Consider the following 15,269-nt stretch of genomic DNA (forward strand, 5'->3'; position numbering starts at 1 on the left):
CCGTGGGGCTCACGCCTTGCGAGTGCGCTGGGTCCGGGCGGCGCTGAACCACAGTCGGGTCCGTCGGGCTCACACCTTGCGAGTGCGCTGGGGCGGCACGACGCTGGACGACGGTTGGGTCCGTGGGGCTTACCTCGCGCGGCTGCGTTCCGCGGGACTGTGCAGGGGCCTGGACGGGAGTCGGGTCCGTGAAGCTCACACCTTGCGAGTGCGCAGGGGTGGCACGGCGCTGGACGACGGTTGGGTCCGTGGGGCTTACCTCGCGCGGCTGCGTTCCGCGGGACTGTGCAGGGGCCTGGACGGGAGTCGGGTCCGTGGAGCTCACACCTTGCGAGTGCGCTGGGGCGGCACGACGCTGGACGACGGTTGGGTCCGTGGGGCTTACGTCGCTGGGGTGTGCCGGTGCGGCGTCGGGGCGGCGTTGGACGACAGTGGGGTCGGTGGGGCTTACGTTCCCGGGGTGTGCGGGTGGGGCGTCGGGGCGGCGTTGGACGACGGTGGGGTCGGTGGGGCTTACTTCGTCGTTGGGGACGGGGATGGTGGGGTCCTCGGGGGTGGTTTGACGCAGTGGGATGGGACGGCGGGAGTCGGTCATGCGGGCTCCCCCATCGTGGTCAGGACCTCGGCGGTGGTGGGCATGGCGGTGGAGCACTCGAGGCGGGAGGCGACGATCGCACCGGCCGTGTTGGCGAAGCGGATGATCTTCTCGAGGGGCCAGCCGGCCAGCAGGCCGTGGCAGAGGGCTCCGCCGAAGCCGTCGCCGGCGCCGAGGCCGTTGACGACCTCGACCGGATGCGGTGGGACCTCGACGCGCTCGTCGCGGGTGCGGGCGAGGGTGCCCTTCGGGCCTTGTTTGACGACGGCCAGTTCGAGTCCGCGGTCCAGCAAAGCCTGAGCCGCCTTGTCCGGATCGGTCTCGCCGACCGCGACCTCACACTCCTCACGGTTGCCGACGGCAACTGTGCAGTACTCGAGCGCCCGGCTCACCTGCGAGTGCGCCTCGCTCGGGTCGGCCCAGAACATCGGTCGGTAGTCCAAGTCGAGCACGGTGATCGGACGACGCCCACGCGCTTCCCACGCGGCGAAATGCGCCGACCGAGACGGCTCGGCCGACAGGCCCGTCACGGTCGACCAGTAGATGGAGGCGTTCCGGATCGCGTCGAGGTCGAGTTCGGACGAGTTGATGACGAGATCCGGCGCCTTCGGGAACCGGTAGAAGTACAACGGGAAGTTGTCCGGCGGGAAGATCTCGCAGAACGTGATCGGCGTCGGCAGTCCCTCGACCGGCGTCACGAACCGGTCGTCGACCCCGAGCTCACGCAACGACGAATGGATGAACGTCCCGAACGGATCGTTCCCGGTCCGGCTGATCACCGCCGACTTCCGCCCGTGCCGGGCCGCCGCGACAGCAACGTTCGTAGCGCTCCCACCAAGGAACTTCCCGAACGACGTCACGTCCTCCAGATGCGTCCCGATCTGCAACGGATACAGGTCGACACCGATCCGCCCAATGGTCAGTACGTCGTCCACCATCAAACTCCCCGTCCCGTCCGTCATCGCACGGCTTCGGCGATCGCCTGCAGGTGCGCGATGCTCACCCGTACGTCGACCACCGGGCCCTCGTCGTCCGGGCGGTCGGTGAGGATCGTGTCCTGCTCCAGCACGTACCAGCCGTCGTACCCGGACTGCTCGAGCGTGCTCACGATCGCGCCGAGATCGATGTCGCCGTGACCGAGCGGCCGGTACATCCCGTCCCGAACCGCGTCCGTGTACGTCACCTGACCCGACTGCACCTTCGCGGCCCACGCCGCATCGACGTCCTTCAGATGCGTGTGCTTGATCCGATCGGTGTGCGCCAGCGTCAACGCCACCGGGTCGACCCCACCAATCAGCAGGTGACCAGTGTCGAGCGTCAGCCCGATCGACGAACCAGCCAGCACCCGCTCAACATCAGCAGCGTTCTCGACCATCGTCCCGACGTGCGGGTGGATCGTGGCCAGCACGCCACTGCGAGCAGCGAGCTCCGCGAGCTTGTCCAGGTTCCCGACCAGCGTGCTCCAGCCGGCGTCGTCCAGCACCGGCCGATCGTCGTACCCATCGCTGCCAGTAGCGGCCGCCAGCACGAGCGTAGTCGCGCCAGCAGCAACGAAACCTTCCAGCGCCGCCGCAACCTCAGGCGCTGGGTCGTGCGCCGCATCATGCAGTACGACGGGAACGAATCCACCGACCGCACGAAGTCCCACGTCGGCCAACCGCTTCGCCTTCTCGGCCGGATCCTCGGGCAGGAACCCGTCCGGCCCGAACTCGGTCGCGGCGAGCCCGACGGCTCGCATCTCGGCCAGCACGGTCTCGGCGTCGTACTGATAGCCCCAGCCGGGAACTTCGCAGACACCCCACGAGATCGGAGCACCCGCGATCCGGGCAGCCAGGTCAGTCATCGAGCACAGTCTCCTCTATCGCAACAATGGAAGGTGAATCAGACAGTGACGACACGGTTCTCGTGCCGGGACAACTCACAGGCATCGGCGACCCGGAACGCCGCCAGCGCGTCGCGGACCGTGCACGGCACGTCACGCGTCCCGGCGGCCACCTCGGTGAAGGCAGTCAGCTCAGCCACATACGCCGGCTGGAATCGATCCATGAAGGTCAGATGCGGCGGACCGGCCGGAAAGTTCACTCCGGGTTCGGCCGACCGCAGCGCGGTGTGCTCGTCGAGCCCGACGGCGATCGACCCCAGGCTGCCCTGCAGTTCCATCCGCACGTCGTGACCGGCGCCGTTGTACCGGGTGCCGCTCACCATGGCGAAGGTGCCGTCGTCCAGCGTGAGCAGAGCGGCCGCGGAGTCCACGTCGCCGTACTCGCCGAAGAAGGCCTCGCCGCGGTTGGCGCCCGTCGCATACACGCTGACGATCTCGCGGCCCGTCACGTACCGGATGATGTCGAAGTCGTGCACCGTGCAGTCCCGGAAGAAACCGCCGCTCTGCGGGATGTACTCGCGGTGCGGCGGCGACGCGTCGTTCGTGTTCGCACGGATGTGGTGAACGAACCCCAGCTCACCCGACTCGACCGCGGCCCGAGCAGCCTGATACCCGGCATCGAAGCGACGCTGGAAACCGATGTGCACCGGCACCCCACCAGCCTCGACCAGCTCGACCACCCGCTGCGTCTCCGCCAGGTCGAGCGCGACCGGCTTCTCACAGAACGTCGGTACGCCGGCCGCCACGCCCGCGGCGATCAGCTCCGCGTGCGCACCCGTGGCAGCGGCGATCACAAACCCGTCGAGTCCCGCCGCGAGCAGACCGGGAACATCCGGGGCGAACGAGAGACCAAGCTCCTTGGCGACCGTCTCGGCCCGGCTGGGATCGGCATCGGCGACGACCACCTGATCCACCGCCGGTAACCCCTTGAGCGTCGCGGCGTGGAACGCACCGATCCGCCCGACCCCGACCAACCCGATCCGCATCCGCTGCCCTCTTCCGTCGTCGCACGGCAGCCGGCCGGCACCGGAACCACCGCCGCCAGCTTTCCTGGCCGCGCCGGAGGTGTCAATAGTTTGTCAACACATTCGAACGTGCAGACATGACATGCCCACACCTGTAATATCCCGGGCCATGGCGACCCTCCCGATCAGCATCGATCGGACGAGCCCGGTGCCGCTCTATCACCAGCTCGCCGAGCAGCTCACCGCTGCGATCAGCGGCGGTACGCTGCGCCCCGGCGACCCGTTCGAGAACGAGATCGCCATGTCGGACCGGCTCGGCCTGTCCCGGCCGACCGTGCGCCGGGCGATCTCCGAGCTGGTCAACAAGGGCCTGCTGGTCCGCCGCCGCGGCATCGGCACCACGGTCGCGAACCAGATGGTGCACCGCAAGGCCGAGCTGACCAGCCTGTACGACGACCTCGTCCGCGAGGGCCGTGCCCCGCGGACCGACGTCCTGTCACTCACCACCGACGCGCACGACGACCGCGCCGCCGAGATGCTCGGCCTCCCGGCCGGCACACCCCTGGTCTCGATCGTCCGCCTCCGCTACGCCGGCGACCAGCCACTCGCCATCCTGCGCAACTGGTTGCCCCCGGCCCTCAACGACCTGACCGTCGCCGACCTCGAACGCGACGGCCTGTACGCCGTCCTCCGCGCCCGCGGCATCCGCCCCACCGTCGCCCGTCAACGGATCGGCGCCCGCAACGCCACCGCCGAGGAGCGCCGTACCCTGCACATGTCCAAAGCCGAGCCCCTGGTCACCATGACCCGCTCCGCCTACGACGCCGACGGCGCCCCCGTCGAGTACGGCAGCCACTGCTACCGCGCCGACCAGTACTCCGTCGACGTCCTCGTCTCCGAACGCTAACCGCGGACCTGGTCAGCAACCCCCGGAACGATGCCCCAGTACTGCTGGGTGTCGGCAAGCGACACCGACTGCCCCTTGCGCGGCACCTTCTGCCTGCTCTCGACCAGGACTCCCCGGCCGGCAGAGAAGGTCTCGTCGAACGGCCGCACGCCGAGCGCGGCGGCGTACTCGGCGAGCCAGCCCCTGGCACTTCAGCTGCTCAGCCAGATACCCGACCGTGCTGACCGCATCCGTCCCCTGGAACCCGCAGTCGAAGTACGCCATCCAGCGGTCCCCCGCCGTACCCACGAGCAGCTTCTGCCGCCACGCCCGCAGCCCCTCGGCCGCCACGTCGAACCGGTCGGACAGTAGCGTGATCACTGCAGCATTCTCCTTACCGCCTTGGGACGAGATAACCCATGTGCTGCAGGAGGGTGTGGAGGCGTTGCTTGATTTCGGGGGCGGTGGGTTCGCCCGCATGGAGGAGGACGAAGCTGATCGCGCTGGTGACGGCATCCTGAACCGCGGTCGGGTCGGTGTCGGGGGCGAAGTGGCCGGCTGCGATGGCTTGCCGGGCAATGTCGGCGACGGCGGTCATGCGGGGCTCGAGGTGCCGTTTCGTGTAGGCCTGGACGAGTTCGGGTTGGTCGACCGAGGCGCCGATCACGCGGGCCATCAGGGCGCGGAAGCGGGGCCGGCTCAGTAGTTCGGCGGTTCGGTCGACGAGGTCGTCGATCGTCGAGGGCGGTGTGTCGTCGACTGATTCGCGGGAATGTTCGAGAGCTGCGATCAGGAGTGCTTCTTTGGACTGCCAGCGGCGGTAGACGGTCAGCTTGGCGACGCCGGCTTGGCGGGCGATCGCTTCGATGCTGGCGCCGGCGGCGCCGCGCTCGATGAACAGGTCGAGGGCGGCGTCCAGGATCGCGGCGTCGTTCCCGGGGTTGCGCGGGCGGCCGCGGTCTACGCGGGCCACAGAACCTGGTTCAGCCATGTGGACAGCATCTCCGGTCCGCCGCGACCACGCCAAGCCAGGTGTCCGTCCGGACGGATCAGCAGTACGTCGGGCTGCGTCGTACCGACTGGGGTGAACCCACGAACCAGGTCCGGGCCGAGCGCATCGACGTACGGGGTGGGGTCTTTGGCGAGCACGACCCAGGAGCCACCGATCGCCGCGTGGAGGGTGGTTTCGGTCCCGTCGATTCGTCGGCAGGGCAGGTCGGGGACACGGTCGCCTGGGCGCGGACGACGGCTCCACGGTGTGGATGACGCGGCGAGCGGACCACCTCGGTAGGAGACGGTGAGCTGGGAGGCGGCCAGCCACAGGCGGCGTTGGACGACTCGGAGGCGAAGGATCGGCATCACGACGTGATCGCGGAGGAACCGGCCCCAGCACGTGGTCGGGAGCATGATGTCGATGGCGGAACTGGTTGCCGCCAGCACCCTTTTGGTCAGTGGGCGGCGTTCGGCTTCGTAGGTGTCGAGTAGGCAGGCGTCGGCGCGGCCGTTCGCGACCAGAGCCAGCTTCCAGCCCAGGTTCTCGGCGTCGCCGAGGCCAGTGTTCTGACCCTGGCCGCCTGATGGGCTTTGGATGTGGGCAGCGTCGCCGGCCAGGAAGATACGCCCGCGCCGGTAGGTGTCGGCGAGTCGACGGTGCAGGCGGAACTCGGAGGCCCACCGCACTGAACCCACTGTGTCGAGACTCGTCCCGCTCCGGCGGGAGAACTCCTCGAGTACCCGTGAGGTGATCTCGGCCTCCGACAACACCTCTGGCAGACCTGGCGGCGGTTCACTGAAGACGCGCCAGACGTTGTCCGGCATCGCAGTCACCGAGAGCATGCTGCCGGCCGACATCCACGTCGTACTACCGTTCGCGTCGTACGGCCAGTCGGCCTCGACGTCGACCATCAGCAGCCGCTCGACCAATTTGCGCCCCGGGAAGCCGATGCCCGCCAGCTTCCGCACCACGCTGTGTGCGCCGTCGCAGCCCACCAGCCAGTCCGCGTCCAAGCGTTCCGTCGTACCGTCTGCCAACTGAACGGTCGCACTGACGAGCTCAGTTGTCTGCTCACAACCGACGAGCCGCGTCGACCACTCCACCTTGCCGCCGAGCTCGGCGAACCGTCGTCGCAGCTCACCCTCCACCTCGGCCTGCGACACCAGCAGCGCTTGCTTCTCCAGGCCGACCGCGGCCCGGCCGACCGGCAACTGCAGGCGCAGTCGTTGACCGTCGAGATAGTTGATCGTCAGCATCGCCTTCGAGCGCTGGGGCAACTCCCCTAGCGCCCCGATCCGCTCCAGCACCTCGGCGCCACGCGGCTGCAGCCCCAGCGCGCGCGATGTCGACGACGGCCCCTGCGCGCCGTCGATCACCCGCACCCCCACACCCCGCATCGCCAGACAGACCGCCAGCGCCAACCCCGTCGGCCCAGCTCCCACCACCAGCACAGTCTCCGTCATTTAATAAACGGTACGGTACCGATTACTAACTGCAAAGCACCTTGAACGCGGTTCAACCAGTCTCGGGCTCGGCCGTGCTCAAGGTCGTACCGGCGCACGCAGCGACCGACCCCGCCACGCCCCCACGAATGTGAACGGATATCTGCTGAGGTTGACGGTTCTCCGCTCGAAATTCGGGGGGAGAACCGTCAACTTGGGGGGAGATCCGTTGAAATTGCCGGCTAGCGGGGCGAGGTGGGGTGGGGCGGGGGTCAGGCCTGGTTGGCCAGGAGGGTGCGGACCAGGCGGAGGCCTACCGAGAGGTGGGCAAGCTCAGGGCCTTCGGTGTCGACGATCTCCTCGAGCATGGTGGCGGCTCGGGACAGGGCCGTGGCGTTCTGGTCCTGCCAGGCGATGACCCGGGTCTCGGGGTCTTCGCCGGCGTCCGTGGTGGCGAGGACCTGGCGGGTGAGGCGGGCGTGGACGGCGTGCAGGTCGTCGCGTAGGGCGGCCCGGGCCATCGTCTGCCAGCGGTCGGTGCGCGGGAGGCCGATGATGCGCTCGAGGAAGAGGCCGAGCTGGAGGCGTTCGGCCAGCGCGAAGTGGACCTTGGCGACCTCGAGGATGTCGAGGTCGTCGGCCGAGGCCGTCTCCACGATGCCCAGACCCGCGTACGCCGGGGGCAGGATCGCGATGCTGGTCGCGAAGTCGGCCGAGACGCCCTTCTCGACCAGGGCCTCACGCCGGTGCTCGAACAAGGCCAGCTCGCGACCGCGCAGCAGCTCCGGCAGGGCCGTCGTCAGCTTCGCGATACCCGGTGCGAAGTCGTCGATCAGGTCCTGGATGTCGACCGGCGGCCGGTGGTTGCTCACCAGCCAACGCGTCGCGCGCTCGACGAGCGTGCGGGTCTCCAGCCGCATGTGTGTCTGGGTCGCCGCGTCGACGACGTTGTCCAGCGCGGCGTTGGCCGACAGCAGATCAGGCTGCGCGAAGATCCGCGACGCGGCCAGGTTCGCCCGTACGACGTCCTCCACCGAACCGCCGGTCTCCAGCGAGAGCCGGTGGTACGCCGTGATGCCGGAGGTGTTCACGAACTCGTTCACCACCTGGGTGGTGATGATCTCGCGCCGCAGCTGGTGGGACTGGATCTGGTCGTCGAACCGTTCCTGCATCGCCTTCGGGAAGTACGACGCGAGCTTGTGCTTGAGGAACGTGTCATCGGGCAGCGAGGTCTTCAGCAGCTCCGCCTCCATCACGATCTTCGTGTAGGCGATCAGCACCGACAGCTCCGGCGAGGTCAGCCCACGCCCGTCGGCCTTGCGGCGCTTGAACTCCGCGATGCTCGGCAGGAACTCCAGCTCGCGGTCGAGCAGGCCCTGCTTCTCCAGCCGCCGTACCCAGTCCTGGTGGACGTGCAGCAACGCGGCGGCTTGCGCGGCCGCGTTGGCCAGCGCGATGTTCTGCCGGTAGTTGCTCTTGAGAACCAGGCTCCCGACCTCGTCGGTCATCGACGCGATGATGTCGTTGCGCTGCTTCTCGGTCAGATCGCCGTCGGCGACGACCTTGTCGAGCAGGATCTTGATGTTGACCTCGTGGTCGGAGGTGTCCACGCCGGCCACGTTGTCGATGAAGTCGGTGTTGATCCGCCCGCCGGCCGCGGCGTACTCGATCCGGCCGAGCTGGGTGAAGCCGAGGTTGCCGCCTTCACCGACCGCCTTGGCGCGCAGGTCGGCGCCGTTGATCCGGATCGTGTCGTTCGCCTTGTCGCCGACATCGCCGTGCGACTCCGTGGTCGCCTTCACATACGTGCCGATGCCGCCGTTCCAGAACAGGTCGACCGGCGCCTTCAGGATCGCGTTCATCAGCTCGGCCGGCGTCAGCGTCGGCCGCGAACCCTCGATCCCCAGCGCCTCACGGATCTCGGCCGAGACCGGGATCGCCTTGTCGGTGCGCGGGAAGACACCGCCACCGGCCGAGATCAGCGCCGCGTCGTAGTCCGCCCAGGACGAGCGCGGCAGCTCGAACAGCCGGCGCCGCTCGGCGAACGACGCCGCCGCATCCGGCGTCGGGTCGAGGAAGATGTGCCGGTGGTCGAAGGCCGCGACCAGCTTGATGTGCTCCGACAACAGCATCCCGTTGCCGAACACGTCACCGGACATGTCGCCGACACCGACCACGGTGAACGGCTCGTTCTGGCAGTCGTGGCCCATCTCGCGGAAGTGCCGCTTGACCGATTCCCACGCACCGCGGGCGGTGATGCCCATCGCCTTGTGGTCGTAACCCACCGAACCACCGGACGCGAACGCGTCGCCGAGCCAGAAGCCGTACTCCTTGGCGACCCCGTTCGCGATGTCGGAGAACGTCGCCGTGCCCTTGTCCGCGGCAACGACCAGGTACGCGTCATCGCCGTCGTACCGGACCACGTCGCGCGGCGGAACGATGTCACCGGCAACGATGTTGTCGGTGATGTCGAGCAGTCCGGAGATGAACGTCTTGTACGACGCGATCCCCTCCACCAGCCAGGCATCACGATCGACCGACGGGTCGGGCAGTTGCTTGGCGTAGAACCCGCCCTTCGCGCCGACCGGCACGATCACCGAGTTCTTCACCATCTGCGCCTTGACCAGACCCAGCACCTCGGTCCGGAAGTCCTCACGCCGGTCCGACCAGCGCAGACCACCGCGCGCGACCGCGCCGAACCGCAGGTGCACACCCTCGACCTGCGGCGAGTACACGAAGATCTCGTACGCCGGCCGCGGCTGCGGGAGGTCTGGAATCGCCTTCGGCTCGAGCTTGAGCGAGATGTAGTTCCGCGGCTGCCCGTCGGCGGCCGGCTGGAAGTAGTTCGTCCGCAGCGTCGCCTTCATGACCGTCAGGTACGACCGCAGGATCCGGTCCTCGTCCAGCGACTGCACGGTGTCCAGTGCCGCGAGAATCTCCTTCTCCAGCAGGTCGCACTGCGCGACCCGGTCCGGGTCGTCGGCGTCCCCACGCGAGGGGTCGAAGCTGGTCTCGAACAGCTGGACCAGCAGCCCGGCCACGTCCACGTGGTTCAGGAAGGTGTTCTCGATGTAGGACTGACTGAACGGCGTACCGCCCTGACGGATGTAGCGCTGGTACGCACGCAGGATCGACACCTGCCGCCAGCTCAGCCCACCACGCAGTACCAGCGCGTTGAGGTCGTCGGACTCGGCCTTGCCCTGCCAGACCGCCTGGAAGGTGTCGGAGAACAGCTGCCGGAGCTCCTCGCGCTCCTCGGACTTCGGCGGCGCCTTGAGCCCGAAGTCGTAGACGAAGACGGTGCCGTTGTCACGACGGATCTCGTACGGCCGCTCGTCGATCACCTCGACGCCCATGTGGGTCAGCAGCGGCAGCACCTGCGACAGCGACAGCGCCGAGCCGGTCCGGAACACCTTGAACCGGCGCTCCCCCGCCCACTCCTCGTCGATCGGACTGTAGAGCGACATGGCCAGGCCGTTGTCGGCCGGCAGCCCCTCCAGCACCGCGACGTCGTTCACTGCGACGCGGGCGTCGAAGTCCTCCTTGTAGGCCTCCGGGAACGCATCGCCGTACCGGCGGGCCAGCTGAGCGACCGCGCCGTCGCCACCCTTGGCGTGCAGGGCAGCGCTGAAGTCGTCCTCCCAGGCCCGAGTGGCCTCGATGATGCGCTGCTCGAGCAGATCCTGGTCGAAGTCGCCGACCGTCGTACCGTGCTTCATCCGGACGACGAAGTGGACGCGCGCGAGCACGGACTCGGTCACATACGCCGCGTAGGTGACGGACTCGGCCCCGATGGCGTCCTTGAGGATGTCCTGCATCTTCAGCCGGACCGCGGTGGTGTAGCGGTCACGCGGGAGGTACACCAGGCACGACAGGTAGCGGTTGTACACGTCCCGCCGTACGAAGAGCTTGACCGCGCGGCGCTCCTGCAGGTGCAGCACCGACTGCACGATCGGCAGCAGGTCCTCGACCGGTGCCTGCAGCAGCTCGTCACGCGGGTAGGTCTCGAGTACGTCGAGCAGTCCCTTACCGCTGTGGCTGTTGGGGTCGAAGCCGGTCAGCCGGAACAGCTCCAGCGCCTTGCGCCGCAGTACCGGGACCTGCATGACACTCTCGGTGTACGCCGTCGACGAGAGCAGCCCGATGAACCGGCACTCCCGGATCGGGTCGCCGTTCGCGTCGAACTGCTTGATGCCGACATAGTCCAGGTACGACGAGCGGTGCACGGTGGACCGCGAGTTCGCCTTGGTCAGGATCATCAGCTTGCGCTCACGAGCCTTGGCGCTCACCTCGGGCGGCAGCTTCCCGACGCCGGGCTTCGGGTCCGGCCGCAGGATGCCCAGACCAGTGCCCGGGACGCCGCGCAGGATGCCCTGCTCACCCTCCATGGTGAAGTCGTACTCGCGGTAGCCGAGGAAGGTGAAGTGCTCGTCGGCGAGCCACTCCAGCAGCTCCTTGGCCTCTTCGACCTCGTTCTCCCCGACGGGCAGGTCGGCGGCGTTCAGCGAGTTGGCGATGCTGACAGCCTTCTCGTGCATCTTCGGCCAGTCCTCGACCGCCTCGCGGACGTCGTGCAGCGCCTGCTGCAGGGCCGCCTCCAGGTCGCGGTGCTGCGCCACGTCGGCGATCCGCTCGACCTCGAGGTGCATCCAGCTCTCACGGACCAGGTCGTGCGCATCCGAGGCGGCGGTGTCGTCCAGCACCTCCTCCAGCTGGCCGGTGACGTCGCGGCGGACGACGAACTGCGGGTGGATCAGCAGCTGGATCTCGAGGTCGCGCTGGGTGATGACCATCGAGGCGCTATCGACCAGGAACGGCATGTCGTCGATGACGATCTCCACGACGGTCCGCCCGTTCGCGGTCCAGCCGTGCTCCTCCAGGGTCGGCGTGAAGACGTGCACCTTCGCCGTGCCCTGCGGGCGGGAGACCGCGCTCTTGTAGTGGTGCCGAGCCGCGCCCAGGCAGTCGGCCGGCTGGCGCTCGGCCACGTCCTCGGCGGCGACGTACCGGTAGTAGCGCTCCAGGAAGGTCTTCAGCTTGCCGGGGTCGGCCGACTTGTCGTGACCATGTGTTCCAGCTGCCACCGCCTTGGCGAGCACATCCGCCTTCTGGACGTCCAGCTTGCTCTGCATTCCCCACCGTCTCCACACGTGACTTTCGGTGCTGCCGGCACCGGCCGCACGCCGTTGTGCGGTCTCTCAGAGATTAGTCCACCTTTGTCACTGGTGTGATGTCGGGACGGCCCTGTCCGACGACTGGTCAGTAACGCTTAACAGACTTCTCGAGACGCAGTGCGAGGGCCGGACAGGCCAGTACGGCGCGGCGCGTGTCCGGCAGCTCACCGGCCGTGATCTCACGCCCCTTCAGGACCGGAAAACCCCACTCGTCGAGACTTACGTCACCCCCGAGCAGCGTGGCGCAGAGGCCGTGGCCGTCGCAGCGGGTCCAGTCGATTTCGAGCCTAGCCATGGTTGACCTCCAGTACGCCGAGGACCGGGCGACCGCAGCCACGCGCTTCGCCGAGATGACGCTGTACGTCGTCGCCGAACGCCTCGAGGGCCGAGGCCAGGAACCGGGCCGCTCCGTCCGGATGCGCACACGCGCCGCGCCCCGGGACCAGGCCCAGGTGCCGCTGGGCGTCGTACCAGCCGGAGACGTCACCCCGGACGATCCGGTCGAAGTCGTCGACCAGTCCGGCGAGACCGAAGACGCAGGGTCCGCACTGACCGGCGGACTGGCTCGCGAGCCACTGAGCGACCCGGTGCACCTCTCCGAGCGGGCAGGTCTGGGTGCCGAGTGCGACCACGATGCCCACGCCTTGCAGTGTCACGCCGGTCGGCCGCGGAACCCAGCGGCCGTGATACCCACCAAGCAGTACCGGTCCGGCGTCAGCACCGGCGTACTGGAGCACGGTCTCCAGCGGTACGCCGGTCGGCGTCTCGATCACGCCTGGTCGCCGTACTGCGCCGTCGACGGTCAGCAGTTGCGTCCCGGGCTCGCTGATCAGTCCGGTCGCACTGAACCGCCGTGCGCCGAGTCGAGCCAGTACGGCGAGTTGGGCGAACGTCTCGACATTCGACAGAAACGTCGGGCGCCGGTGGTAACCCTGCCGCGTGGGCAGCACCTTCCGCCCGGGCGGAACGGCCGGACCGCCCTCCAGGACGCTCAGGACTGCACGAGCCTCACCAGCGACGAAGCGCCCAGGGGTCTCGGTCACCTCGATCGCCAGTCGGTCGTCGCGCTCGAGGATCGCTTCCCGGATCGACAGGGCCGCCTCGGCATCGTGGACGGCGATCAGTACGTGCGGAGCGCCCAGTGCATGAGCCAGACCGGTAGCGCCGTCCAGAACCAGATGAGGTGACAGGGTGAGCAGCAGGCGGTCCTTGCGACTGACCGGCTCGCTCTCTGAACCGTTGACGACCACCGCCTCGATTCCGCGCGCCGGAAGGCTGGCCAGCTTGCGGGCGACCGGGAAGGCGGCACCGCCGCGTCCCTTGAGGCCGACCGCTTCACAGAGCTCCAGGTACGCCGCTCGGGTCAGCTCGGGCTGTGCACCGTGCGCCCAGAGATGACCCTGCCGATCCAGTCGGCCATGGTCGAGTCCTGCGAGGAGACGGGCGTCCCCGATCACGCTGGTTGGTTGCAAAGTCTTCATCGGGCTCTCCCGGCACGGACGAGGTTGGGTGGCGCATAGGTGTGCGCGCGGTAGAAGCCGGCGCCGACCACAGCGAGCAGGCAGCTGAGAGTGATGGCGAGCATCCACGGCGTACTGCGGTCGGTCCCGGCCAAGAGCCCATGCCCGACAGACAGCGCCCAGCCGACCGCGGCGGCGATGTGGATCGTCCTCCAGTACCTGCTGAAGGTGGCGAACCGTGCCAGCCGACCACGGGCTGCCCCGGCGACTGTTGCGAGCACGAGGCCGTACAGGGCGAGCACTCCGAGCGTCACTGCGAACGGCCGGTAGCCGGAGCCGAACGGCCAGACCAGGACGGTCGTACTGATCGCCACGTTGCTGTCGGCGATCACTGCGATGACGTGAGCCACCAGAAGGACCAGACCGGTGACGGCCGCTGAGCGGTGCACGTACTGGAACCAGAAACGGCGGTCCGGTCGGCGACTGCCCGAGCTGACGATGCCGAGCGCGGCTGCGAGCGTGAACATGATCATGGCGACCACGCCGGCCGCGCGGGCGACGTACCAGAGAGTCATCAGGCCGCCTGGGTCGATGCGGGCCAGCCGGCCAGTTCGGTGACCTCACCGTCGTTGGCGACCATCCGGGCCGGGTGACCAGCCAGAGTCAGTCGGCCGACAGCCGCCTCGCCGGTGGCGATGAGCGCCGTACTGAAGGTGTTGGCCCGTACGGCGGTCGGCGCCCACACGGATGCGGTTCGCCAAGGACCGTCAGCCGGTCGCCCGGTCCGCGGGTCGATGATGTGGTGCCCGTTCTCCCAGCAGCGCGAAGTCCGCGTTGAGGTCGTCAGACCGCCATGCGCCAGTGTGACAAGCACTCCGGGGTCACCGGCTCGCTCAGCCACCGTGATGACCCAGGGCTCGTCCGGTTGACCAGCTGCGCACAGGTCGCCGCCGATCTCCACCAGTACGGCACAGCCGTAGCGCTTGCTCAGGATGAGGGCAGCACGGTCGGCGGTCCACGCCTTGGCGGTCGCACCGAGGTCGAGCACAGCGCCATCCGGTACGCCGAGCAGCGCGAGCTTGCGGTTGAGCTGCACCTGCTGCCAGCCGGGAACAGTTGCCGTCATTCCGACCGGTTGGGCGAGGCGACGCCGTACCGTCTCGATGTCGTCGTCGTAGCCCGCGGCGATCACCGCCGTACCGACCGTGGGGTCGACTGCGCCACCGCTGATCGAGGCGGCCATCAGGCTGACGTCGACCAGGTCGACGAGCAGCCGGGAGACCGGGACCATCGCGCCGCTGCGCTGGTTGACGATCGACAGCTCCGAGTCCGAGCGGAAGCGGCTGGCGGCCTTGTCGACGCGATCCATCAGCGCCTTCAGCTCACCACAGGCCGCACCGAGCACGGCGGGGTCGTCGACGGTCAGACGGACCGTGCAGCTCCAGGCGGTCCAGGTACGGGACGCGCTCATGATCCGTTGCTCCCGCCCTGCGGAACAGCTTCGGTGGGGGCGGAGCCGAGACCGCTGTCGTCCGACGGGCTGCTGGCGGAACTGCCGCCCGAGTCGTCGGTGGAGGCAGAAGGCGCGGAGCCGGTGGAGCCCGTAGAGCCGCTGGACTCGGTCGAGCCCGTGGAGCCGGCGGCGGGGGTGGCGTGCCGGGCGGAGACGACGGCGACGGAGAGGCCCGCCGTGCCGATGCCCAGTACGGCGGTGGCTGCCGCGGCCACGGAGGCCCGGCGCAACCAGCGCCGCCGCCGGTCGGAGGAATCGTCGAACGCTGCTGTGGTGACCATGACCGACAGCCTGGTCGCGCGCCCCTCAGGCCCACTCCAAGAGACCCTCAAGCGAGCGTCAAGTTCTGCTGAGAACT

Annotated in this window: 13 protein-coding genes; 1 reads left to right on the forward strand and 12 read right to left on the reverse strand. The window is 68.6% G+C overall.

Annotated elements, in window-relative coordinates:
• Positions 1-591 precede the first annotated feature (591 nt).
• From iolC to ACIA49_RS03910, 3 genes are read right to left on the reverse strand one after another with little or no spacing between them, the layout of a single operon-like run.
• On the reverse strand, positions 592-1,533 hold the full coding sequence (gene iolC, locus ACIA49_RS03900; RefSeq protein ID WP_396376032.1) for a 5-dehydro-2-deoxygluconokinase: 942 nt from the start codon (positions 1,531-1,533) through the stop codon (positions 592-594).
• A 20-nt stretch (positions 1,534-1,553) separates the two neighbouring features.
• The gene (locus tag ACIA49_RS03905) at positions 1,554-2,438 is read right to left on the reverse strand and encodes a sugar phosphate isomerase/epimerase family protein (RefSeq protein WP_396375571.1); all 885 of its coding nucleotides are present in this window, start codon (positions 2,436-2,438) and stop codon (positions 1,554-1,556) included.
• A 38-nt stretch (positions 2,439-2,476) separates the two neighbouring features.
• Entirely contained in the window at positions 2,477-3,463 is a 987-nt protein-coding gene (locus ACIA49_RS03910; protein WP_396375572.1) for a Gfo/Idh/MocA family oxidoreductase, read from the reverse strand.
• A 148-nt stretch (positions 3,464-3,611) separates the two neighbouring features.
• On the opposite strand from ACIA49_RS03910, the gene ACIA49_RS03915 reads away from it, so the two are divergent.
• Positions 3,612-4,349 carry a GntR family transcriptional regulator gene (locus ACIA49_RS03915; protein ID WP_396375573.1) on the forward strand — a complete coding sequence of 246 codons (738 nt, stop codon included), beginning with the start codon at positions 3,612-3,614 and terminating at the stop codon, positions 4,347-4,349.
• 12 nt (positions 4,350-4,361) lie between these two features.
• Here ACIA49_RS03915 and ACIA49_RS03920 read toward each other — a convergent pair whose 3' ends face one another.
• The 9 genes from ACIA49_RS03920 to ACIA49_RS03960 form a co-directional block, all read right to left on the reverse strand.
• Entirely contained in the window at positions 4,362-4,709 is a 348-nt protein-coding gene (locus ACIA49_RS03920; RefSeq protein ID WP_396375574.1) for a hypothetical protein, read from the reverse strand.
• 13 nt (positions 4,710-4,722) lie between these two features.
• Positions 4,723-5,319, reverse strand: coding sequence for a TetR/AcrR family transcriptional regulator (locus ACIA49_RS03925; protein ID WP_396375575.1), 597 nt, complete (start codon positions 5,317-5,319; stop codon positions 4,723-4,725).
• Positions 5,289-6,785, reverse strand: a complete 1,497-nt coding sequence (locus ACIA49_RS03930) for an FAD-dependent monooxygenase (RefSeq protein WP_396375576.1) — start codon at positions 6,783-6,785, stop codon at positions 5,289-5,291. The genes ACIA49_RS03925 and ACIA49_RS03930 overlap by 31 nt, the downstream gene beginning before the upstream one ends.
• A 251-nt stretch (positions 6,786-7,036) precedes the next feature.
• Entirely contained in the window at positions 7,037-11,896 is a 4,860-nt protein-coding gene (locus ACIA49_RS03935) for an NAD-glutamate dehydrogenase (RefSeq protein WP_396375577.1), read from the reverse strand.
• A gap of 127 nt (positions 11,897-12,023) precedes the next feature.
• Positions 12,024-12,233: a ferredoxin gene (locus tag ACIA49_RS03940; protein WP_396375578.1), complete on the reverse strand. Its 210-nt coding sequence runs from the start codon at positions 12,231-12,233 to the stop codon at positions 12,024-12,026.
• Complete coding sequence (locus tag ACIA49_RS03945) at positions 12,226-13,419, reverse strand: NADH-ubiquinone oxidoreductase-F iron-sulfur binding region domain-containing protein (RefSeq protein WP_396375579.1); 1,194 nt, start codon at positions 13,417-13,419, stop codon at positions 12,226-12,228. Before ACIA49_RS03945 ends, ACIA49_RS03940 begins: the two co-directional genes overlap by 8 nt.
• Positions 13,416-13,973, reverse strand: coding sequence for a hypothetical protein (locus ACIA49_RS03950; protein ID WP_396375580.1), 558 nt, complete (start codon positions 13,971-13,973; stop codon positions 13,416-13,418). Before ACIA49_RS03950 ends, ACIA49_RS03945 begins: the two co-directional genes overlap by 4 nt.
• Entirely contained in the window at positions 13,973-14,869 is an 897-nt protein-coding gene (locus ACIA49_RS03955) for an FAD:protein FMN transferase (protein ID WP_396375581.1), read from the reverse strand. Before ACIA49_RS03955 ends, ACIA49_RS03950 begins: the two co-directional genes overlap by 1 nt.
• A complete protein-coding gene (locus ACIA49_RS03960) occupies positions 14,866-15,192 on the reverse strand; it encodes a hypothetical protein (protein WP_396375582.1) in 327 nt (108 codons plus the stop codon). The genes ACIA49_RS03955 and ACIA49_RS03960 overlap by 4 nt, the downstream gene beginning before the upstream one ends.
• Between the last annotated feature and the right edge of the window lie 77 nt (positions 15,193-15,269).

Origin of the sequence: Kribbella sp. NPDC051587 (genome assembly GCF_044453945.1) — a bacterium.
In the GTDB taxonomy this organism is placed as follows: Bacteria; Actinomycetota; Actinomycetes; order Propionibacteriales; family Kribbellaceae; genus Kribbella.